This window comes from Flavobacterium sp. W22_SRS_FK3, from assembly GCF_052113665.1.
In the GTDB taxonomy this organism is placed as follows: Bacteria; Bacteroidota; Bacteroidia; order Flavobacteriales; family Flavobacteriaceae; genus Flavobacterium.
Genome location: NZ_JBGQOF010000015.1, coordinates 1 through 22,338 on the forward strand (window position 1 = coordinate 1; position 22,338 = coordinate 22,338).

A 22,338-nucleotide genomic window follows, 5' to 3' on the forward strand; every position below is an offset into this window, starting at 1 on the left:
TAATATATTACAATAAGATTCCACACCTTATATGTATAAAAAACAAAAACCGACAAGTTTAAAAAAAAATGTCGGGTTCAATATTGTATTATATATTGTTTTTATTTCTTATTTTTAAGTTCATTAATTGTTTGTACAAAAGCTTGAACTGGCTGAGCTCCTGAAACAGCATACTTTCTATCAAAAACAAAAAATGGAACACCTTGTACTCCAATTTCCTGTGCTTCGGCAATATCAGTTTTTACATCATTTAGATATATGTTTTCATTTTCTATTACTTCACTAACTTCATTAGCATCTAATCCCGCCTGTATTCCTAATTCTATTAAAGTTGAACTATCATTTAAATCCCTTCCTTCTGTAAAATATGCCCTAAAGAAAACCTCTTCCATTTGATCTCCTAATTTTTTAGTTTTAGCTAACTGAATGATTCTATGGGCAGTCAATGAATTTGAAATAATCGTTTTCTCAAAATGATAATTCAAACCAACACTTTTTGCTCGTTCAGCAACTCCTTTATGCATTTCTTTTGATTGCTCAAGCGAAATACCTTTTCGCTCAGCCAAAAAAGTGTAGACATCTTTGTTTGCCTGTGGAGTGATTGAAGGATCAAGCTGAAAACTTTTCCATTCAATTTCAAATTCATCATTTGGAAACTCAGTTAAAGCTGCTTCCATCTGTCTTTTTCCTATATAACAAAACGGACACATGATATCCGACCAAATTTCTATTTTCATATCACAAAAATAATCAATATCCTGAGATGTATTTTTCTATTAAGAAAAAAATAAGAATCCTGATACTTCTGGTAATTTATACTGAAAAATAAAAAACCGCAATTCTGTTAAAAGAATTGCGGTTTCTCGGTATAAAAAATGGTTGGTTAATAGCGATATTTTTTTTTTACAATGATATGTCTTTAATCTGAAACTAAAAAAGATCCCTGTAACAAAAAGAACTTTTGATGTTAACTATTTAACATCACGGGCATTACCAACATTGTAGCGGTTTCTCCTTCTTCTAAACCATCAACAGGAGTTAGAATCCCAGCTCTGTTGGGCAATGACATCTCTAACATGATCATATCGGATTGAAGGTTAGTCAGCATTTCAGTTAAAAAACGGGAATTAAAACCAATTTGAAGATCATCTCCCTGATAATCACAAGTCAATCTTTCTTCTGCTTTGTTTGAATAATCAATATCTTCTGCAGAAACATTTAATTCTGCTCCGGCGATTTTTAAACGAATCTGGTGTGTTGTTTTGTTTGAAAAAATTGCCACACGACGAACTGAGCTTAAAAATAAAGAACGATCAATCATTAATTTGTTTGGATTTTCTTTTGGAATTACCGCTTCATAATTTGGATATTTTCCATCAATCAAACGACACATTAAAATATAGTTATCAAATGAGAATGTCGCATTTGAATCGTTGTATTCAATTTTAACCTCAGCATCAGAACTTCCTAAAATACTTTTCAAGATATTTAAAGGTTTCTTTGGCATAATAAAATCAGCAACCTGCGATGCTTTTACATCTGTTCGTGCATACTTTACCAATTTGTGAGCATCTGTTGCCACAAAAGTTAAGCCTTCCGGAGAAAACTGAAAGAAAACTCCAGACATTACCGGACGCAAATCATCGTTTCCAGCTGCAAAAATTGTTTTACTTATTGCAGTTGCAAGTACATCTGCAGGAACCAAAGTTACCGACGGATCGTCAAGATTTACTGATTTAGGAAATTCTTCTCCGGCAGCATACGCTAATGCATATTTTCCTGAATTAGAACTAATTTCAACTGTATTATTATCTTCAACTGTAAAGGTTAAAGGTTGTTCCGGAAATGTTTTTAAAATTTCAAGTAAAAGTTTTGCAGGTACAGCTACGCTTCCTTTACTCTTAGAATCGATTGATAATGTTGCTGACATTGTGGTTTCAAGATCTGATGCTGAAACTGTCAACTCATTATTGTTTAGTTCAAATAAGAAGTTGTCTAAAATAGGCAACGTATTGTTGCTGTTAATTACACTACCTAAAACTTGTAATTGTTTTAATAAGTACGAACTCGATACTATAAATTTCATCTGTCTGTTTTTAATTTTTGAGCCTATTTTCCTAAAATATAGGGATTACAAATATATCGTAAACATTCTTAGTTTTACAATTTTTTTATTAACATCTATTTACTGTATTTTCTTTTTCGAATATAAGTAAACACAAGTCCAAAAACCAATAAAATAAGGATTGGAAGTCCGATAGTTATGAATTGTGTTTGTGTATAGTTTTCATAAACTTTCTCTTTATCCAATAAAGGTAAATCTAAATCTTTGCTTCTAATGTTGATAAGTCCGGTATCATCTAACAAATAATTGACACAATTCATTATAAAATCCTTGTTGTCATATAAATTTCCTGAACGCTGATCGTAACCTAATTCTACCGGCATCCTATTTTTATCCAATTGATTTTTAGCTACATCGCCATCAGAGACAACAATCATTTTAGTTGGTTTTCCGTTTGTTAAAAATGTATTTTCCTTGAAAGCCAAAACACGATTTTCAAAAGCAGAATGAAAACTTCCTTCTAATAAAACCGACAGCGGTAAATTTCCTTTATTAAGATAATCTTTTGGAGAAGTTTGCTCAGAGACAATATCTAAATTAACTTCTACAGGCGCTCCAATTTTTTTAGAGTAAGGTGATGACTGCAATAAAACCGTTTTTTTGATTCCGTTTTTCAATGTATCGATCGGGCTTGCAAAGTCAAATTTGATTCCGCCTAAGTTTTTTACAATCGGATGCTTGCTTTCTGGTGACACAAGCGGAGCAAATTTCCAAATAAAATCCTGGTACTGTGTTGCACTTCCTTCTTCTCCTGTTGCCAGTTTTATTGGACTCCCTTGTTCATCTTTTATCAAATCAGCATTAATTCGAAATCCATATTTAAAAAACATATCATTTAAATTCAAATCTCGTGGATATGCCAATGTAGAACCCGACTGATTGTACAAACTATCCATATCTGCTGCTACCTGGTCAATTAACCATAAAGTTTTACCTCCATTCATGATAAATTGATCTAAAACCTGCTTCTCTTCATCAGAAAATGTTTCGGTAGGTTTTGCGATAATAGCTAAATCATATTTTTTTAATGCGTTTAAGGTTTGGTTAGGATTTTTAGCAACAGAATCTAATGTAAAAGGTCCAATATAATAGCTTTCCCTAATTTGCATCAACATTTTGGCAACATGAATTTCCTTCATTTCACCATTTCCTTTAATAATGGCAACTTTCTTTTGCTTGTCTTTGGTAATTTTATTAATACCATCAGCAATGGAATATTCTAAATGCTGAATTGATCCTTTAACTTTTTGCTCCGTGGTTGCTCCCATAATATTTTTCAATAATGGAATATTCACTTCTTTATTATTGTAAACTGCAATTGCCCAAGGAAAAACCATTGCCTGAGATTGTTTTCCTTTATCATCAACAGTAATATTTATTGGTGTAAGCCCTTTTTGATACAAAGACTTTATCAAATCCATGCTTTCGTTCTCGTTTTCCAGAGGATTTACAAATTCAAAAACAATATTTGAATTATAAGCCTGAAATTCTTCTAATAATTGTTTTGTTTCTTGTTGCAAGCGCCTAAAGTCTGCAGGCAAATCGCCTTGCATGTAAATCTTTATCGATAACGGATTTTTAACCTGTTTAACAATTTGCAAAGAAGTTTCGGATAAAGTATATCGTTTGTCTTTGGTTAAGTCAAATCGGTAAAAAAATAAAGTTCCTAATACATTTAGGAAAACTAAAACAAAAATAGTTATCCATAATGTTTTGATATTTATTTGAGTAGATGCTTTCATTAGGCTTTAAAAGATTTTAATTGATAAACTGTAAAAGACAAAAACAGAACCGTAATACTTAAAAAATAAATTACATCCCGCGTGTCAATTACTCCCCTACTCATACTTTTAAAATGATTCTGCATACCCAAGACAGGTATAATGTTTGAAAAACCAGGGATTAGAGAGGCTAAGCCTTCAAATCCAAAATAAAAGAAAAAACATAAAAAAACGGAAATAATAAAAGCTACTATTTGATTTTCTGAAAGGGTCGAAGTAAAAATTCCGATAGCCGTGTAGGAGGCAATTAGAAATAGTAATCCAAAATAAGAACCAATCGTGCTCCCCATGTCGATATTGCCTTCGGGAAATCCCAAATCAGAAATTACTTTTACATAAACAAACGTTGGTATAATTGCCAGAATAATCAAGAATGCAGCACCTAAAAACTTACCGTTCACGATTTGCCAAATCGATAATGGTTTGGTCAAAAGCAATTCAAGTGTTCCTTGTTTTTTTTCATCAGAGAAACTTCTCATTGTAACTGCCGGAATTAAGAAAATCAGAATCCACGGTGCCAAAATAAAAAACGGAGTTAAATCGGCATAACCGGCATTTAGTATATTGTAGTCCCCTTCAAAAATCCATAAAAATAGTCCGTTGCTGATTAGGAAAATCGCAATGACCAAATAGCCAATTGGAGAACCAAAAAAGGATTTTATTTCTCGTAAAATGATTGATTTCATGTAAAAAACATTTATTCGTTTAATCGTTAATTTTTTATTTGTATTACTCTAAACTTACAAGTTTGTCAACACTCCAGGCTTCGGGTTTTGCATTGAAAAGCTTTTTGTAAAATTCCAAACCGAATTAAAAAGTTCAGATTGCCGATAGTTTTCCTAATCGGCTTCAGTTTCCCAATAACTGTATGTAAAAAATACGCATTTGTCATTTTTATCCTGATACAATTCTAAAAAACGATTTCCTTCTGCATTTCGTATTTTGTCTTTCATGATTTCAAAATTCTCCAGAAAATCAGGGATTTTTTCTTCATGAAAACTCATTTTTACTATTCTGACGAACATATATTTTTTGATTCAATTTGAATGCAAATGTATTTTATTTTAATCAAATTATTAACTCAAAAATTGCACCGTAATTACATCCCTGTAATTCAATCCTAAAAGGCTATTTGCGGAACCCACACTTGAAGGATTACTTCTAAAAATAGCTATTTCGAGAAAACCTGCTTCATTAAAAACAGCCAATTTTTCGCCTTCATACGTTTTTATAGGATATTTATCAGAATTCGCAATAGCAGAATAGTTTGGCAAAATTGTTTTTATACTTTTAGGTTTCATAACAATCTCGTATGAACGTCCTTTAGCAACATCCAAAAATTGTTTTTTTGAAATATTCGTTACTACATTTCCAAAATGGTCTATATAAATAACGTAACCTTTAAGCGAGTTTCCGTCGTTGGAAACTACGGCTTGTAATTCGGTAATTTGTTTGATTTCTTTTATCTCTTTGCCAATAACATTTAATAAACCGCCTCTGGAAAGGTGGCAGGCTACTTTAATAAAAACATCCAAATCGCTGTATTCACTTGGAAAACGATCATGAATATTTATAGATACTATTTTTTGTGGAACTATTTTCTGTGTAAGCATACTTAAAATACCATTATCAGCACATACAAAATAATGATCGTTCCATTGCATGGCGATATGCTTATTCTCTTTATTCAATTCAATATCGACTCCTATTAAATGAACAGTTCCTTTTGGAAAACTTAAATACGAAGCACCAATAACGTAACTTGCTTCAGCAGTGTTAAATGGGTCAATATCATGCGAAATATCAATAATTTTTGCCTCTGCATGTTCAGAAAGAATTTTCCCCTTTAACGAACCAACAAAGTGGTCTTTCAAGCCGTAATCGGTAGTAAGGGTAATTATTGACATCATTTTGTTTATAACTATTGATAGTATTTAAATCTAAATTTCATTAAATTTGAGAAATGCAAAGCTAATAATACTAAATGCAAATTGAAAGAAAGAAAAGACAAATCGCATTTAAAGATATAAACAGACCCGACAGCCACCGATTTATAAAAACAGATTTATATTTAATTTAAAACTACCTCATTTGAACGAAAGAATAATAGAGCTCATAGACATCGCTCCAAAAGACTTTTGGGGCGCTCAAGACACTCATCTTGAAATAATTAAAAAGTACTACCCAAAGCTTAAAATAGTAGCAAGAGGGACGACTTTGAAAGCATTTGGCGAAAAAGAAGTTTTAGATGAATTCGAAAAGAGATTTCAAAGGCTGATGCTCCATTTTACCCGATATAACAACATTGACGATAATGTAATTGAACGTGTAATTATGAGTGATGGTCAGGATGAAAGAAAATCATACGATCATGACAAAATATTGGTTCATGGTGTTGGCGGTAAGATTATTAAAGCCATGACTCCAAACCAGCAATTACTGGTAGATACCATTAAAAAAAATGACATGGTATTTGCAATTGGACCCGCCGGAACAGGAAAGACCTATACAGGTGTGGCAATGGCGGTAAAAGCACTTAAAGAAAAGGAAGTAAAAAGGATCATATTGACGAGACCGGCTGTAGAAGCTGGAGAAAATTTAGGTTTTTTACCCGGCGACATGAAAGAAAAACTCGATCCATATATGCAGCCTCTTTATGATGCTTTGCGCGATATGCTGCCAAACGAAAAGCTCGAAGATTACATTTTGAAAGGAATTATTCAGATTGCTCCATTGGCCTTTATGCGTGGCCGTACATTAGATAATGCTTTCGTAATTCTGGATGAAGCACAGAATACTACCCACTCACAAATGAAAATGTTTTTAACCCGTATGGGGAAAAATGCCAAATTTATGATAACCGGTGATCCTGGGCAGGTCGATTTGCCACGCAGGACTATTTCTGGTCTTAAAGAAGCAATTTTGGTTCTGAAAGACATTGACGGAATTGGAATTATTTATCTGGATGATAAAGATATCGTACGCCACAGATTAGTTAAAAAAGTAATTGACGCTTACAAACAAATAGAAAATCACGATTAATTTTATAAAATGTCAAATGTAAATCGTGAAATGTGTTTTGACATTATTAATATTCGTTTTATACATATCTTTTATTGAAATGTGTAAAACGAATATTTTTTTTGAATCAGTTTAAACTAACAAAAATGAAACAATTAGATGATTTCTACTTAAAACAATACGAACCTGTAAAAGCCGTGTTTCTTGCTTTAAAAGAAATTATTCTAAAACAAGACGATGATATTACCCATATCCTAAAATACGGGATGCCTTTTTTTTGTTACAAAGGAAAAATGTTCTGCTATTTATGGATTCATAAAAAACTGAAACAGCCCTATATAGGAATTGTAGAAGGAAAACATTTTGATGAACCGTATTTAATTCCGGAAGCCCGTTCCCGAATGAAAATTATGTTGTTTAATGCTGATGAAGATTTGCCTTTAGAGCAGATTAAATTTGTTATTCAAAAAGCATTGAATTTATACAAATCAGGAAGCATAAAAGTTTAAAAAAATGAAAAAAAGTATTTATCTAAATAGTTAAATAAATAATAAACTTGCCGGTTTTGTAGCTTTACCGACTGGTAATTTTTGCTCCACCGGTCATAAAACCGTAAATTTGCGTTTCATAAATATTTGATCTTTAATATGACAAAGCTTAAAAATATAAAAGTTGTTGTAAGCGATTTAGACGGAACCTTACTCAACCCACAACACAAAATTTCAGATTACACCAAATCCATTTTTCAGGAACTTCACAATCAAAATTACCTTATTGTTGTTGCTACAGGCCGTCATCATCTTGATGCAATGGCCATCATTGAAACGCTTGGAGTACCGGTATATTTAGTGAGTTCAAACGGAGCCAGGATCCATTCGCCAGAGAAAAAAGAACTTTTTTCATTTAATTTAGACAGTGAAGTTGTAAAAAACGCTTTAAACGTTGATATTGACCCTGAAATTACAGTAGTTTTATTTAAAGAAAATGTCTGGCAGACCAATAAAATAAATGAAAAAATAAATGCTTTTCAATCCGAATTAAAGTATCATCCTGAATTGGTAGATTATAAAAAACTGGAAGATTTTGGTGCCATTAAAATTTTCTTTTCCTGTGAAAATCATGAAAAATTAGTCCAATTAAAAGATGCGGTGCTGGCGAATTCTTCGGAACATCTGCATCATGCGTTTAGTTTGCCGACTTGCTTGGAATTTATGGACAAATCGATTGACAAAGCAGTAGCCATTGAAAGAGTACTTGAAAGAGAAGGATTTACAATAAAAGAAGCTGCTGCCTTTGGAGATGGTTTCAATGATGTTCAAATGTTATCGGCATCCGGAAAAGGCTTAATTATGGGTAATGCACCTGCATTACTAAAAGAAACTTTACCTGATTTAGAAATTGTAAAAACAAATGCAGAAGATGGAGTAGCTAAATACATTGCCTCGAAAATTTTAGATAAATTTTTCGCAAGTACTTAGTTGTTAATGTTTTAAACTTAAAAATGTGTTAATTGATGATAATTTTATAATTTTATAAAAGGTAAGTTTTTTACGTTATTTAATTTAATCCGCAATACACATGAAAAAGTTTCTAAAACAAGTCAAAGAGAATTTTATATCAGGTACTTTGTTAATAATTCCGTTGTTTGTATTGTTTTTGTTTTTGGAAAAAATCTGGGGCTTTTTTCAAAATTATGGTGAAAAAGTATCTATTTTAATTGGTTTGGATAAAGTTTTTGGCACAATAGCCACCGATATTATGGGTGGAATAATTTTACTGATTTTACTTTATTTCAGTGGTTTTTTAGTGCGGTTGGCTTTTATGCAAAATTTGAGCAATTGGATTGATAATCAATTAATGATTTATATTCCAGGATATGAAAAACATAAAAAAGATGCAGAAACAAAATTACTTAAAAAACCGCCACTAACTTCAACAGAGTCACCTCCAGCTCCAGTTTATCCGGCGATATTATTGAAATTTGGAGACCATTGGCAACCCGCTTATTTAGTTGAAGAAAATGATGGTGACGAAGTGGTAGTTTTTGTACCAGCAGTACCATCAAAAGACCAAGGACAAATTTTTGTAGTTTCCAAAAATGCTATCAAAAAACTTGCTACAACTACAACAGCTGATTTTGATTCTTCAGTCAAATCAAAAGGTATAGGAATGCTAAGTTTTAAATAATTTCTTTTAAAAAAGATACTATACCTGAAAATATTTTTTGATTTTTTTTTAATAAATATAAAATCTAAACATTTTATTCAAGCATCCCTGACTTTCATTAGAAATAGTTTTAAATTTGCATTCGTAAAACATAACACAACTAAGGATAATGAGCAATACAATCACAACTACAAATTTTAATTTTCCGAATCAAAAATCAGTTTATCGCGGAAAAGTTAGGGAAGTTTACAATATCAACGACGAACTTTTGGTAATGGTAGCAACCGACAGACTTTCGGCTTTTGATGTGGTTTTGCCAAAAGGAATTCCGTATAAAGGTCAAATTCTAAATCAGATTGCTACTAAATTCATGGAACTGACACAAGATATTGTACCAAACTGGTTGATTGCAACTCCTGATCCAAACGTTGCTGTTGGTCATTTATGTGAGCCGTTTAAAGTTGAAATGGTAATTCGTGGCTATCTTTCTGGACATGCTGCTCGTGAGTATGCTACAGGAAAAAGACAAATTTGCGGAGTAACAATGCCCGAAGGCTTAAAAGAAAACGATAAATTCCCTGACCCAATTATTACGCCGACTACAAAAGCAGATAATGGTTCTCATGATGAAGATATTTCTCGTGAGGATATTTTATCAAAAGGAATTGTTACAGAAGAAGATTATATTGTTTTAGAAAAATATACTCGAGATTTATTTCAAAGAGGAACTGAAATTGCTGCTGAACGCGGTTTAATTTTAGTTGATACTAAATATGAATTCGGAAAGACAAAAGAAGGTGTTATTGTTTTAATTGATGAAATTCACACACCAGATTCATCTCGTTATTTTTATGCTAATGGATATCAGGAAAGACAAGGCAAAGAAGAAGAGCAAAAACAATTATCAAAAGAGTTTGTACGTCGATGGCTTATCGAAAATGGTTTTCAGGGTCAGGAAGGGCAGCAAATTCCAGATATGTCTGATGTCTATATTCAATCCGTTTCTGATAGATACATTGAATTGTATGAAAATATCTTAGGAGAAAAATTTGTAAAGGCTGATATAGAGAATATTCACGAGCGTATTAATAAAAACGTTTTAGGATACTTACAAACCATCTAAATGAATGCTATATAATCCGATTTTATTTTTATAGAGATCTAGAAATCTAGTACAAATAAACATTTTTAGAAAAAAAGAGAGGTCAATATGCGCAGATATAAAATATTATACAGTATAATTTGTAAGTAAAAGTATTCTGTATTATAAACAAAAGTTGAATTGAAAAGTTGACAATTTTTACCCCTAAGCATTATTTATAGCTGAAACCTTAATATTCCAAGATACTAATGCCCTGTTAGCAAAATAATAACAGGGCATTTTCTATTTATGCAGAAAAAAAATTATCCCCTGATTTAAAAAAAAAATAATTTCGTGTAACATTTCTACATTTATAGCGTCTTTTATATAGAATTTCAATTTACAGAAGGTAATAATTAGAATTCATTAGCAAAACGTTAAGAAATAGTTAAAACAAAGTACCTTGTAATGCATAATACAAAAATTAAAATTATCTTTACATAGAATTTAAAAATCATCAAAAATCAATCAATTAACAAACACAATCATTATGAAAAATTCATTTATTTATTTAGGATTAGCTTTAGTAGCATTTTCAAATGTTTCAATGGCTTCAAATCAAACATCTATTGTTAAAAATCCAATTGTATTATCAACTACTTATGATGCAACACCATTAAATGTTGCGGTTAGTAAAGGAGATATTGACGTCGTGAAAAAATTTATTGAATATGGAGCAAATGTAAACGAGAAGACAGATGATATGTCTCCATTAATGACAGCTGCTCGCTACAACAAAGTAGAAATCATTAAAGTTTTATTAGCAGCCGGTGCTCGTCCATCAGATAAAAACGAAAAAGGTTTCACTGCATTAAAATATGCACAATTATCAAATGCAACAGAAGCAGTTGCTATGTTGAAAGATTTAAAATAATAGCTTCACAAAATATTTTTGAATTAGTACACAAAAAATGTAAAAGACCTTCTATTATTAGTGAAGGTCTTTTTTATTTTTAGCCCTGATAGAAGCGGTATCCTTTTTTGCTCTCTTTCGAGCAAAAAAGATATAGCGGATAGCAGGAAAAGCTCCAGAAAACTATCCAGCTTTTAACTAATTAAAAAAGCACCATTAAAAAATAATGATGCTTTTTCTTTAATCAAACTAACCAATTAATTTATTTTTTGAATTCTTATTGAATGGGAATATGTTTTTTACGATTGAAAACCCAAAATATAATTGGAAAAACTAATAGTGTCAAAATAGTTGCTGTAATTAAGCCTCCTATAATGACAATTGCCAATGGCTTTTGAGATTCTGAACCAATTCCTGTTGAAATGGCTGCAGGCAATAAGCCTATCGATGCCATCAACGCAGTCATAACTACGGCTCTAGTTCTGGCTTTTACTCCCATGAAAATAGATTCTTGCAGAGTAAATTTGGCTTTCAGATTATGATGGAATTCAGATATTAGAATAACTCCATTTTGAATACAAATACCAAGTAATGCTATAAAACCTACACCAGCAGAGATTCCAAAATTCATTCCAGTAATATGTAAAGCTATGATTCCTCCAATAATGGCAAACGGAACATTTGCTAAAACAAGCAATGAATCTTTAATATTTCCAAATAAAATAAATAATAATACAAATATTCCAAGTAAACTTATTGGTACAACCTGAGCCAAACGTGCGCTTGCACGAACCTGATTCTCAAATTCTCCTGTCCATCCAGTTGTATAACCTGCCGGCATTTTTAATTCGGCTACTTTTTTCTGTGCCTCAGCAATTGTACTTCCCAAATCACGATCACGAACAGAAAATTTTACACCAATAAAACGTTTTGTATTATCTCTGTAAATGAATGCCGGTCCCGTTACAGTTTTAATATCACAGATTTCCTTCAACGGAATTTTTATACCGTTTATAGTTGGAACTTTAAGTTCAGCCAAATCTTCTTCGTCTTTACGATATTCTTTAGAAAAACGAACTCTTACATCAAATTTCTTTTCATCTTCATATTTTTGAGTAGCCGTTTTTCCTCCAAAAGCCAATTCTAATACAGCCTGTGCATCGCTCAATGTAACACCGTAAGCAGCCATTTTTTCTCTGTCTAAGATTACACTAATTTCAGGCTGACCTATATTTCTGAGAATTCCCGCATCTTTTATACCTGGAATATCTTTGATTTTTGCCAGGATTTCATTTGAAAGTTCATCTAATTTGTTCAAATCATCACCATAAATTTTCACAGCATTTGAAGCTTTAAAACCAGCCACAGATTCTGCTACGTTATCAATTACAGGCTGTGAATAATTATAAGTAATACCTTGATGGGCTTTCAGTTTAGTATCCATTTCATTAATTAATTCATCTATATTAATATTTCGTTTCCATTCTTTCTGAGGTTTCAAATCAACCTGAAGCTGAATAAATCCAAATCCGTTTGGATCTGTACCATCATTGCTTCGGCCCGTTTGCGATAATACATTTTTAACCTCTGGAAAACTTTCAAGATCTTTTCGAATCATGGAAGCTGTTTGCACACTTTCAGGAAGTGAAGTACTCATTGGCAATTCAGCAGTTACCCATAATGCGCCTTCATTTAATTGTGGCAGGAATTCGGTTCCTAAAAAGTTCGCCGAAAAGAAAACCGCGACTAAAATAACTGCCGAAGCAATCAGCGATTTTATTTTATGTCTAAATGTCCATGCAAAACCTTTACTTACAATTTGGTCCCAAAAGTTCACAAACGGATTATTTTTTTCTTTTACATTTTTATTTAAAAGGATATGTGATAAAACCGGTACCAGTGTCAAAGTAAAAAGTAAAGCTCCCATTAATGCAAAACCTAAAGTGTAAGCAAGTGGAGAGAACATTTTTCCTTCTACTTTCTGGAATGAAAAAATAGGAATCAGCGCAGTAATAATAATTAATTTTGAAAAGAAAATAGCTTTACCCATTTCCGTTCCTGTTTTTTTAATCAGACTCCCTTTTGCGATTTTATTGTAAGCTGACATTCCAAGTTGATGTGCCCGGTGGTCTAATACCACAAACAATCCCTCGACCATAACCACTGCTCCATCAATAATAATTCCGAAATCGACTGCCCCTAAACTCAGTAAGTTGGCGCTCATTCCCATTATTTTCAAACATAGAAAAGCAAACAATAATGATAATGGTATAACAATAGAAACGGTAAAAGTAGTTCTCCAGTCGGCCATAAAAAGGAACACAACACAAGTAACCATAATGATTCCTTCAAATAAATTGTGCATTACGGTTTCGGTTGTGAAATTCATCAAATTATCACGATCGTAAAAAGTTTCTATTTTAATATCTTTCGGAAGTACATTTTCATTTAAATCCTTTATTTTATCTTTGATCAATGCCAACGTTTCCTGAGCGTTTTCGCCTTTACGCATCACCACAATTCCCTCGACAGCATCATCATTACCGCCAATTCCTGTCTGCCCTACTCTTGGCATAGAACTTTCATACACCGAAGCGACATTTTTTATCAGAATTGGATTTCCTCCAGCATCATCAACAATAATGTTTTCGATATCCTGAATAGATTTTAAAAGTCCAACACCACGAACAACAAAAGCTTGTCCATTTTTTTCGATAATATCTCCGCCGACATTCAAGTTTCCTGCATTTACGGCATTGTAAACTTGTAATGGCGTAATGTTGTATTTTGCTAATTTTACCGGATCAGCGCCTACTTCATAAGTTTTAGTCTGACCACCAAAAACATTTAAATCGGCAACACCAGGAACTGAACGAAGCTGTTTGTCTATAACCCAGTTTTGATAAGTCAATAATTCTCTACTGTCTCTGCTGTTGCTTTTTACAATATATCTGAATATTTCTCCTGTTGGTCCGTAAGGCGGCTGAACATCTGGTTCAACATCATCGGGAAGTGTTACGTTTTTTAGCAAATTATTAACCTGAAAACGGGCAAATGTATCATCGACACCGTCATCAAAAATAATTTTAATAACTGATAAACCAAACATGGTAATACTGCGAACACTGGTTTTTTTCTGTACCGAGTTCATGGAGATTTCTATAGGAGAAGTCACAAAACGCTCTACTTCTTCAGCACTTTTACCATTCCATTGTGTAATGATGATAATCTGAGTATTTGTTACATCCGGAAAGGCATCAATTGGCATATTTTTGAAAGAAATAAATCCAGCAACCGCCAATAATCCCACCCAAAAAAAGGTGAATGCTTTATTCTTTAGCGAAAAAGCAATAATATTTCTAATGAATTTGTTCATGACTTATTCGTTTAAGGCGCGATAAATAAATAATTGATTGTTGGTTATAACTTTTTCATTCTCTTTCAATCCAGTTGATATGTAGGTAATATCTCCAACAACGCTGTAAACTTCAACCTGTCTGGTTTCTATATTGTGACGATCTATAAAAACCATTACAAAGTTTTTACTTTTATCAAAAACTATTGCATTACTTGGAATAGCAATCAAAGATTTATCTTCTTTAAACGATAATTTGATGTTTGCATTCATATCAGGCTTCAATAAATAACCCGTATTTTTCAGTTTTATTCGTGCCTGCATCGCTTTGGTTTCAGGATCAATAACATTGAAAATCTTGTCTACTTTTCCTTTAAATACTTTATCAGGATAACTCAAAGTGGTTACATCTGCATCAATTCCTAGTTTTACTTTATTAATATCTGTTTCATTGATGTTTGCCATTGCCCAGACTTCACTGATTTCGGCAATATCAAAAATGTTTTCAGAACGGTCATTTCTTAAAAGCATATCCTGATTGATACTTTTCTGGATGATAAAACCACTAATTGGTGCCGTAACTTCGTAAATAGAACCTGCTTTGATATTATAAATCTTATAAGTTTCCTGAACTTTCCCTAGTTGAGATTGTGCTTTTATCACTTCAGATTTTGCCTGAAGCACATCACTTTCCGAATTTAATTTTCCTTCAAATAATTCTTCAGCAACTTTTAAATTATTTTTGGCAACTAATAAATCACTTTTTGCATCAAGAGATTGTTTTTCAAAATCGGCAATATCTGTACTTTTTATTGTAGCTAAAACTTGTCCTTTTTTTACGTAATCTCCCAGTTCTACATTTACTTTAATTACGTTTCCACCAACAAGCGGATAAACATCGATCATTTTATTGTTATCAGCCATAATTTTCCCGTAAAAACTTAATTCATTTTTTACCGGTTGCGTTCGTGCGGGAGCTGTTGTAGTAGTTTTAAGCATTGAATCACTTAAAGCAAAAGAACTGTTGGTCTCCGAATTTTCTACTTCTTTTTTGCAACTCGTGAAGAATAGACTCACAATTGCAATTCCTATGATTAATTTATGTTTCATTTTATTTAGTTTTAAAATAAGTCTATGTTAATTGTACTATTTAATTCTTCGGCTGACAATGCTAGATTTTTCTTTAACTCATTAATTTGTACGGCTGCCTGATTATAACTTTCCATAAAATCAGTAAACTCTAACAAACTGATATTTCGTTTTTGAAAATTGGTTAGGATTCCATTATAAACTGCTTCAAAATCAGAATTGACTGCAGTACCTATGAGCATATAATTTTTGCGGGATTCCTCCCATTTATTCCAAGCCGAAGTGACCTCGGTTTGCAATTGCAACTCAAAATTTTGTTTATCAATTTTAGACTCATCCAAAATCGTTTGGGCATATTTAATGTTTCCTTTGTTTTTATTCCAAAGTGGTAATGGAATTCCCAGTGTTAAATTGGCTTCCTTATTGAAAGCCCCACTTCTTTGATCGTAGTTAGCACCCACAGTAATATCAGGAACCGAAAGTGATTTTTGCCATTTTACATTTAACTCATTAGCATCTATTTCTTTTTGTTTTACTAAATAATCAGGACGATTGGCTATTGCCTTATCTTTAAAAGATTTTAAATCAAAATCTAAAGTTTTAAGGTATTTATTGAATTCATAATCAGAGACAATTGGAGCTATATTTTCAGTTGAATTTAATAACATTTTCAAATTTGCCTGCTCTTCAAAATTGTTTTTGAGCACTTCCATTCTTTCATTTTTGAAGTTCAGATAAAGTGATTGCAAGCGAACAACATCTTTTAAAGGAATATTTCCTTTTTGAGCCTGAATCGCATAAGAGTGAATTAAATCTTCAATGTGAGTCAGTTGTTTATCGGTAGTTTCAAGACTTTTTGAATTATAATAAACCGTGTAAAAGCTCTTGCGTAATTGCAATTTTAAGGTTCTTAGTAAATCATCAAACTGTAATTCAGCTAATTGCTCATTAGTTTGGGCAAGTTTTACTTCATTATGTTTTTTTCCTCCTAAATAAATGAGCTGTTCGATACCAAACACTTTTTGACCTTCTTTCCCAATATCAAAATATTGGTTTTTTTCCGGATTGTAAGCATTTAATTCTGCAGTAAGCGTTGGGTTTTCCCAGATTTTGGCTTGAATAGTCAGTGCTTTTGAAGCATCAATGTTATACTGCGATGCCAGTAAAAAAAGATTGTTTTTTAAAAATTGACTTTCACAATCTTCCAGAGTGAGTGTTTTTTGAGCCAATCCTGCCTGACTTGCGAAAATCAGAAATAGTAATGCAAATAACTTTTTCATTGTATTATTTTTATTTGATACAAAGATGCTATCACAAGACTTTAAGGCACCTTAATAATAACCTTAAAAAGAACTTAAAAAGATTTTAGTGAAAAAATAATTGAAAAAGATTGGTATTCGGTTCAGGAACACTATACGTGATTTGCACATTATGAAGTGTTAAAATACGATTAACAATACGCAGCCCTAGACCAAAACCTACTGTCCCTTTTGAATTTGCTCCACGCATGAAAGGTTGAAAAAGATTTTTTTGTTCGTTTTCGCTTAAAGTATTTCCACTATTTGAAACCGAAATAATGAGTTGTTCATTTTCAGTACTAATTTTTACTTTAGCTTGCTTAGTATCAGAGTAGACACAAGCATTTTTTAATATATTGCTTAAAGCTATTTCTAATAAATTTTTATTTCCTTTGATTTCTAATGCCGTGTCTAAATTTTCGTTTTCTTGAATTTCAAAGAGAATAACAAAATCCGGAAAGCTTTTATTTAAATTTTCGATTGCTGAAAACAGAATTTCATCCATTCGATGGACTTCATCATCATCCTGATTCTTAATGTCAATTTTAGAAAGAATCAACAAAGAATTGATCAATTCAGTTAATTGATTGACATCAGCTAAAATAGTTTTTAAGAAATTTTTTCCTTTTTCAGATGTAGTCGAATCTGTAATCGTATTTTCAATTTGTGAAGTTATTCTGGACAGCGGAGTTCTAAGTTCGTGTGAGGTATTTGCTGTAAATTCTTTTTGTTTTTGATAAGAGATTTCAATTCTATCCATCATGAAATTAAACTCATTTGCAATCAAGTCAATTTCGTTTTTATTACTTTTTGTTTCTATACGGGTATCGAGATTATTTACATTGATATTTTTAATTTTTTGATGGAATATACCCAAGGGACTCATAGCCTTTTTTACCATAAATGAGGTCAATATCCAACAAATACAAGTAAAAAACAGGTAAGATATAATTAAAGTATACCTGAGAAAAAGCAATTTTCGCTTACCATAATCATCTGTCGCCGATATTAAGGCATAAAAATCTTTATCTTTAGTATCGTAAAAAACACCATAAACTTCATAATTGCCTTGTTGTTTAAAAAAAGTTTTATGCTTTTTAAGATATTTTAAATCGTTAATAGACCAATTAATCTTAGCATCATCAATACTGCTGTAAATCAATTTATAATGAGAATCAAACACTAATGTTTTTTCATCATATAATTTATTGATAGAGTTTTGGTCAATCAATTTTAAAAGCTGATTATCAACCTCTTTTACATTTACCAAAAGTTTTATGTTCGAAAGTGCCTTTATTTCCAGACGATCGCGAAACTCTTCTTTTCTAAAATTTGAATACAAAACAAATATCACGGTAGAAGCCAATCCAAAAAGAATTGTAAAAAGCAAACTTACTAAAAGTGATATTCGGTTTTTTAATGTCATTCCTGATTGCTTAAATAATACCCATAGCCTATTTTAGTTCGGATAAGTTTAGTTTCATGATCTTTATCAATTTTCTTTCTTAAAAAATTAATGTAGACTTCAATCGTATTTTGATTGGTTTCGATATGATAATCCCAGAGTTTTTCGGCTATGTATTGTTTTGATAATACTTTTCCTTTGGCATGAGCCAGAATCAAAATTAGTTTAAATTCTTTCGGAGTGAGTTTTATTTCTTCACCAGCTCGGAAAACTTTTATATCCTCTTCCAGAATTTCCAGATCTTCAATAATAATTTTTTTCTCAGATTGTTGCGGAATTTCTTTCCTTCTTAATAAAGAGGAACTTCTGGCATATAATTCCTCAAAATGAAAAGGTTTTACCAGATAATCATCAGCACCATTATCGAAAGAGGCTAATTTATCTTCAATTTCGCTAAAAGCCGTTAACATTATGATTGGTGTCTTTTTATCCGTTTCCCGAATACCTTTGCAAACTTCAATTCCATTTATTCCCGGAACATTAATATCGAGAATAATTAAATCATATTCGTAAGGTAAATACTTTTTTAATAATAAGGAGCCATCGTAAAAAGGAAAACACTCGAATTCTTTTGAAGTAAAAAATGCTGAGATTTCTTTAGATAAAGTAAAATCGTCTTCGAGTAGTAATATTTTCATACTTTTTTATTAGTCAATTCGGCTAGTTTATAACCGAATTGACGTTTATATTTTGTTCTTATTTAAAATAAGAAAAAGTTTCATTATTTTCAATTTTCAATAATGATTCATAAATCAACTGAATCACATTTTCAACATCTTCTTTGTGAACCATCTCTACAGTTGTGTGCATATAGCGCAAAGGCAACGATATTAATGCTGACGCCACACCGCCATTGCTATAAGCAAAAGCGTCAGTATCTGTTCCTGTCGCTCTTGAAGTAGCGTGACGCTGAAACGGAATTTCATTTTCTTCAGCTGTCTCAACAATTAAATCACGCAGTTTATTTTGAACCGCCGGAGCATATGCAATTACAGGCCCTTTTCCCATTTTAAGATCACCCTCAACCTTCTTATCAATCATAGGAGTGGTTGTATCATGGCAGACATCCGTAATAATTGCAATATTTGGTTTAATGGTTTGCGCAATCATTTCGGCACCACGTAAGCCAATTTCTTCCTGAACAGAGTTTACAATGTACAATCCAAACGGAAGTGTTTTCTTGTTTTCATTTAATAGACGTGCAACTTCGGCAATCATGAAACCACCCATTCTGTTATCGATAGCACGACAAACAAATTTATTTTCATTTAAAATCATAAATTCATCCGGATACGTTATTACGCAACCTACATGAACTCCCATTTCCAGAACTTGTTCTTTGCTTTCACATCCTAAATCAATAAAAATGTTACTCAATTTCGGGGTTTCTTCTTTATCCCGTAAGCGGGTGTGAATTGCCGGCCAACCGAAAACTCCTTTTACAATTCCTTTTTTTGTATGTATGTTAACTCTTTTTGATGGTGCAATCAGGTGATCTGAACCACCGTTACGTATTACATACACTAAACCATCATCTGTAATATAATTTACATACCACGAAATTTCATCTGCATGACCTTCAATTACAACCTTATAAGGTGCATCAGGATTTATAACACCAACTGCAGTTCCATAAGTATCAGTAATAAAAGTATCTACATAGGGTTTTAAATAATTCATCCAAAGTTTCTGTCCTTCACTTTCATAACCCGTAGGTGAAGCATTATTTAAGTAGCTTTCCAGGAAAGCAATTGAGGCATCTTTTAAGATAGATTGTGTATTCATAAAATATTTTTTTGCTAATTTATAAATTTGGTATTACAGTTGCGTATATAATGTATAATTTTACACTTAAATATATGTATTCGATGAAATTTATAACTTGTATTTTATGTTTTCTTTTGATTTCTTTTGCTGCAAAAGCTCAGGTAACTCCGAAAAATAATTCTGAAATGGGCTATACGCTTACTGAAAATGATTCGATTTTGAACGATACAATCGAATTAGCTGAAATTATTATTTCAAAAGAAAAACTGGATCCTGAAGCACAAAAGCAATTCCTTATTCTTCAAAACAGGGTTTACAAAGTATATCCCTATGCAAGATTAGCAGCTATGAGACTGACTGCTTTAAATGAAGGAATGGCACGTTTGAAAACCAGTCGTGAAAAGAAAAAATATTTTAAAATAGTTGAAGATTATCTGAATAATGAGTTTGAAGCCCGATTAAAAAAACTGTCAAGAAAACAAGGACAAATTCTAATAAAACTCATTCATCGGCAAACCGGAATAACGACATACGACTTAATTAAAAATTTAAAAAGCGGCTTTAAAGCTTTTGTATCTAATACCACTGCAAATATGTTTGACATTAGCTTAAAAAGACAATACAAACCTTTTGAAGTAAACGAAGATTATTTGATAGAAACCATTCTCGTCAGGGCATTTGAATCGGGTAGATTATATTATCAAAAGCCTGCAAACCCAATTGATTATTCGACACTTGCTTTGCATTGGGAAGGAATGGCAAAAGCACTTAATAAAAAGTAATTTTATAAAAACACATAACCTCATTTATCTGCTAAATGAGGTTATGTGTTTTTAAAAGAAGTTAACAATTATATCTATTTCTACTTGCTGAAAAAATTAAAATCAAGACTAAAAAATCCAAAATGACAGATTCAAAAAAAAACCAATTAAAAAAGAGCCTTGGATTAAGTTTTAATATAGCTGTATTAATTGGAGGAACAATAGGGGTTGGAATCCTGCGAACACCAGGAACAATTGCCGGAATGTTAGATAATTATTGGCTAATCATTGCTTCCTGGCTTTTTGGCGGTATATATGTCTTAATTGGCGCTAATTCGTATGCAGAACTTGCTACAATGCTTCCAAAAGCAGGAGGATCTTACAATTACATCAAAAGGGCTTTTGGAGATTATGCAGGCTTTTTGTCAGGCTGGTTTGATTATATTACAAATGCTATTCCACCCGCTTTTTACTGTATTGTAATAAGTGAATATTTGATCATTTTGTTTCCAGGTTTAAAAAGCTATTCTACTGTAATGGCTATCTCTCTATTAATTGCATTTATATTGTTGCATTTAAGCGGCGTAAAAAACGGAAGCGCTATTCAGCAAATTACAAGTTTTCTTAAAGTTATTTGTTTTGTCTGTTTGGTCGTTGCTTGTTTTATGTATTCGGGCGTACAATTAGCACCGATCCCAAAAGACAATACTTCCTTTCAAATTGGGCTAATTTTTGGCTTTTTTAAATCACTACAGCTTATCATCGGGACTTATAATGGATGGAATAGCGTTTGCTTTTTTGCTGAGGAAAATAATGACCCAAGTAAAAATATTCCGAAATCATTATATAGTGGTGTGCTTCTGGTTATTGTTATTTATATTTTAGTAAACGTTGCTTTTTTCCATGTTTTATCTCTTGAAAATATAGCGAAATCTAATTTAGCCGCAGCCGATGTTGCCAATATTATCTTCGGAAGAAATGGTGCTATTATCGTAACGGTAATCTCTATTTTCTCCTTAATCAGCATTCTGAATGCTTTCATGATGATTCCTCCAAGAATTTTATATGGCTTGAGCCGAGATGGTTTTTTCATTGAAAAAGGAACCCTTGTGAACAAAGGCGGAACTCCTATTATAGCCCTTTTGGTTTCTTCTATATTCGGTTTATTTCTAATTTGTATTGGCTCTTTTGAAGTTTTATTTTCATTTGCGGCCTTTACTTCAATTATTGTTTGGGGATTAGCTTATTGCTCTCTCATAAAACTTAGAAATTCAGAACCTGATTTACAACGTCCTTATCGCTCGGTTTTGTATCCGTGGAGTACTATAATTGCTATTATAGCTTCACTAGCTTTACTAATTGGATTTATTTATAGTGATCCTAAGAGTTTTGTTATTATAGTTGGAATTACAGCAGTTTCTTATCCTTTGTTTTTGATTTTGAGGAAGAGATAATGAACGACTGAAACAAGATTTTAGATGACAAAAATTAGCGATATTCGTGAATTCATAACGAA

General features: G+C 32.0%; 19 protein-coding genes and 1 pseudogene. 8 read left to right on the top strand and 12 right to left on the bottom strand.

Features of this window, described 5'->3' with window-relative positions:
* Positions 1-101: 101 nt before the first annotated feature.
* From ACEN2I_RS14725 to ACEN2I_RS14750, 6 genes and pseudogenes are all read right to left on the bottom strand, one after another.
* Positions 102-737 carry a DsbA family oxidoreductase gene (locus ACEN2I_RS14725; protein ID WP_441766858.1) on the bottom strand — a complete coding sequence of 212 codons (636 nt, stop codon included), beginning with the start codon at positions 735-737 and terminating at the stop codon, positions 102-104.
* Positions 738-967: 230 nt separating this feature from the next.
* Complete coding sequence (gene dnaN / locus ACEN2I_RS14730; protein WP_441766859.1) at positions 968-2,086, bottom strand: DNA polymerase III subunit beta; 1,119 nt, start codon at positions 2,084-2,086, stop codon at positions 968-970.
* A gap of 95 nt (positions 2,087-2,181) precedes the next feature.
* Positions 2,182-3,867, bottom strand: coding sequence for a gliding motility-associated ABC transporter substrate-binding protein GldG (gene gldG / locus ACEN2I_RS14735; protein WP_441766860.1), 1,686 nt, complete (start codon positions 3,865-3,867; stop codon positions 2,182-2,184).
* Entirely contained in the window at positions 3,867-4,592 is a 726-nt protein-coding gene (gldF, locus tag ACEN2I_RS14740; RefSeq protein WP_441766861.1) for a gliding motility-associated ABC transporter permease subunit GldF, read from the bottom strand. The genes gldG and gldF overlap by 1 nt, the downstream gene beginning before the upstream one ends.
* Before the next feature lie 43 nt (positions 4,593-4,635).
* Positions 4,636-4,931 (bottom strand): annotated as a pseudogene (locus ACEN2I_RS14745) (putative quinol monooxygenase).
* 51 nt (positions 4,932-4,982) lie between these two features.
* The gene (locus tag ACEN2I_RS14750; protein WP_441766959.1) at positions 4,983-5,813 is read right to left on the bottom strand and encodes an SAM hydrolase/SAM-dependent halogenase family protein; all 831 of its coding nucleotides are present in this window, start codon (positions 5,811-5,813) and stop codon (positions 4,983-4,985) included.
* A gap of 184 nt (positions 5,814-5,997) precedes the next feature.
* Between ACEN2I_RS14750 and ACEN2I_RS14755 the strand changes: the two genes are divergently transcribed.
* From ACEN2I_RS14755 to ACEN2I_RS14780, 6 genes are all read left to right on the top strand, one after another.
* Complete coding sequence (locus tag ACEN2I_RS14755; RefSeq protein WP_441766862.1) at positions 5,998-6,948, top strand: PhoH family protein; 951 nt, start codon at positions 5,998-6,000, stop codon at positions 6,946-6,948.
* A gap of 125 nt (positions 6,949-7,073) precedes the next feature.
* On the top strand, positions 7,074-7,436 hold the full coding sequence (locus tag ACEN2I_RS14760) for a DUF1801 domain-containing protein (protein ID WP_441766863.1): 363 nt from the start codon (positions 7,074-7,076) through the stop codon (positions 7,434-7,436).
* 138 nt (positions 7,437-7,574) lie between these two features.
* A complete protein-coding gene (locus ACEN2I_RS14765; protein ID WP_441766864.1) occupies positions 7,575-8,405 on the top strand; it encodes a Cof-type HAD-IIB family hydrolase in 831 nt (276 codons plus the stop codon).
* Between the two features lie 100 nt (positions 8,406-8,505).
* A complete protein-coding gene (locus ACEN2I_RS14770; protein WP_441766865.1) occupies positions 8,506-9,114 on the top strand; it encodes a hypothetical protein in 609 nt (202 codons plus the stop codon).
* Between the two features lie 148 nt (positions 9,115-9,262).
* Entirely contained in the window at positions 9,263-10,216 is a 954-nt protein-coding gene (locus ACEN2I_RS14775) for a phosphoribosylaminoimidazolesuccinocarboxamide synthase (RefSeq protein ID WP_441766866.1), read from the top strand.
* Positions 10,217-10,724: 508 nt separating this feature from the next.
* Positions 10,725-11,108: an ankyrin repeat domain-containing protein gene (locus tag ACEN2I_RS14780; RefSeq protein WP_441766867.1), complete on the top strand. Its 384-nt coding sequence runs from the start codon at positions 10,725-10,727 to the stop codon at positions 11,106-11,108.
* A gap of 256 nt (positions 11,109-11,364) precedes the next feature.
* Here the strand turns inward: ACEN2I_RS14780 and ACEN2I_RS14785 are convergent, their stop codons facing one another.
* The 6 genes from ACEN2I_RS14785 to ACEN2I_RS14810 form a co-directional block, all read right to left on the bottom strand.
* Positions 11,365-14,463, bottom strand: a complete 3,099-nt coding sequence (locus ACEN2I_RS14785; protein WP_441766868.1) for an efflux RND transporter permease subunit — start codon at positions 14,461-14,463, stop codon at positions 11,365-11,367.
* A gap of 3 nt (positions 14,464-14,466) precedes the next feature.
* Positions 14,467-15,552 carry an efflux RND transporter periplasmic adaptor subunit gene (locus ACEN2I_RS14790; protein WP_441766869.1) on the bottom strand — a complete coding sequence of 362 codons (1,086 nt, stop codon included), beginning with the start codon at positions 15,550-15,552 and terminating at the stop codon, positions 14,467-14,469.
* A gap of 11 nt (positions 15,553-15,563) precedes the next feature.
* Positions 15,564-16,811 (bottom strand): TolC family protein, encoded by a 1,248-nt coding sequence (locus ACEN2I_RS14795; protein ID WP_441766870.1) that lies wholly within the window; start codon positions 16,809-16,811, stop codon positions 15,564-15,566.
* Between the two features lie 85 nt (positions 16,812-16,896).
* Positions 16,897-18,255 (bottom strand): sensor histidine kinase, encoded by a 1,359-nt coding sequence (locus tag ACEN2I_RS14800; protein WP_441766871.1) that lies wholly within the window; start codon positions 18,253-18,255, stop codon positions 16,897-16,899.
* Positions 18,252-18,932, bottom strand: coding sequence for a response regulator transcription factor (locus tag ACEN2I_RS14805; protein WP_441766872.1), 681 nt, complete (start codon positions 18,930-18,932; stop codon positions 18,252-18,254). Before ACEN2I_RS14805 ends, ACEN2I_RS14800 begins: the two co-directional genes overlap by 4 nt.
* A gap of 58 nt (positions 18,933-18,990) precedes the next feature.
* On the bottom strand, positions 18,991-20,079 hold the full coding sequence (locus tag ACEN2I_RS14810) for a M42 family metallopeptidase (RefSeq protein WP_441766873.1): 1,089 nt from the start codon (positions 20,077-20,079) through the stop codon (positions 18,991-18,993).
* A gap of 83 nt (positions 20,080-20,162) precedes the next feature.
* Here ACEN2I_RS14810 and ACEN2I_RS14815 point away from each other — a divergent pair, with 83 nt between their 5' ends.
* Together ACEN2I_RS14815 and ACEN2I_RS14820 are read left to right on the top strand one after the other, a co-directional pair.
* Positions 20,163-20,843 carry a DUF4294 domain-containing protein gene (locus tag ACEN2I_RS14815; protein WP_441766874.1) on the top strand — a complete coding sequence of 227 codons (681 nt, stop codon included), beginning with the start codon at positions 20,163-20,165 and terminating at the stop codon, positions 20,841-20,843.
* Positions 20,844-20,965: 122 nt separating this feature from the next.
* Complete coding sequence (locus ACEN2I_RS14820) at positions 20,966-22,276, top strand: APC family permease (protein ID WP_441766875.1); 1,311 nt, start codon at positions 20,966-20,968, stop codon at positions 22,274-22,276.
* Positions 22,277-22,338 lie beyond the last annotated feature (62 nt).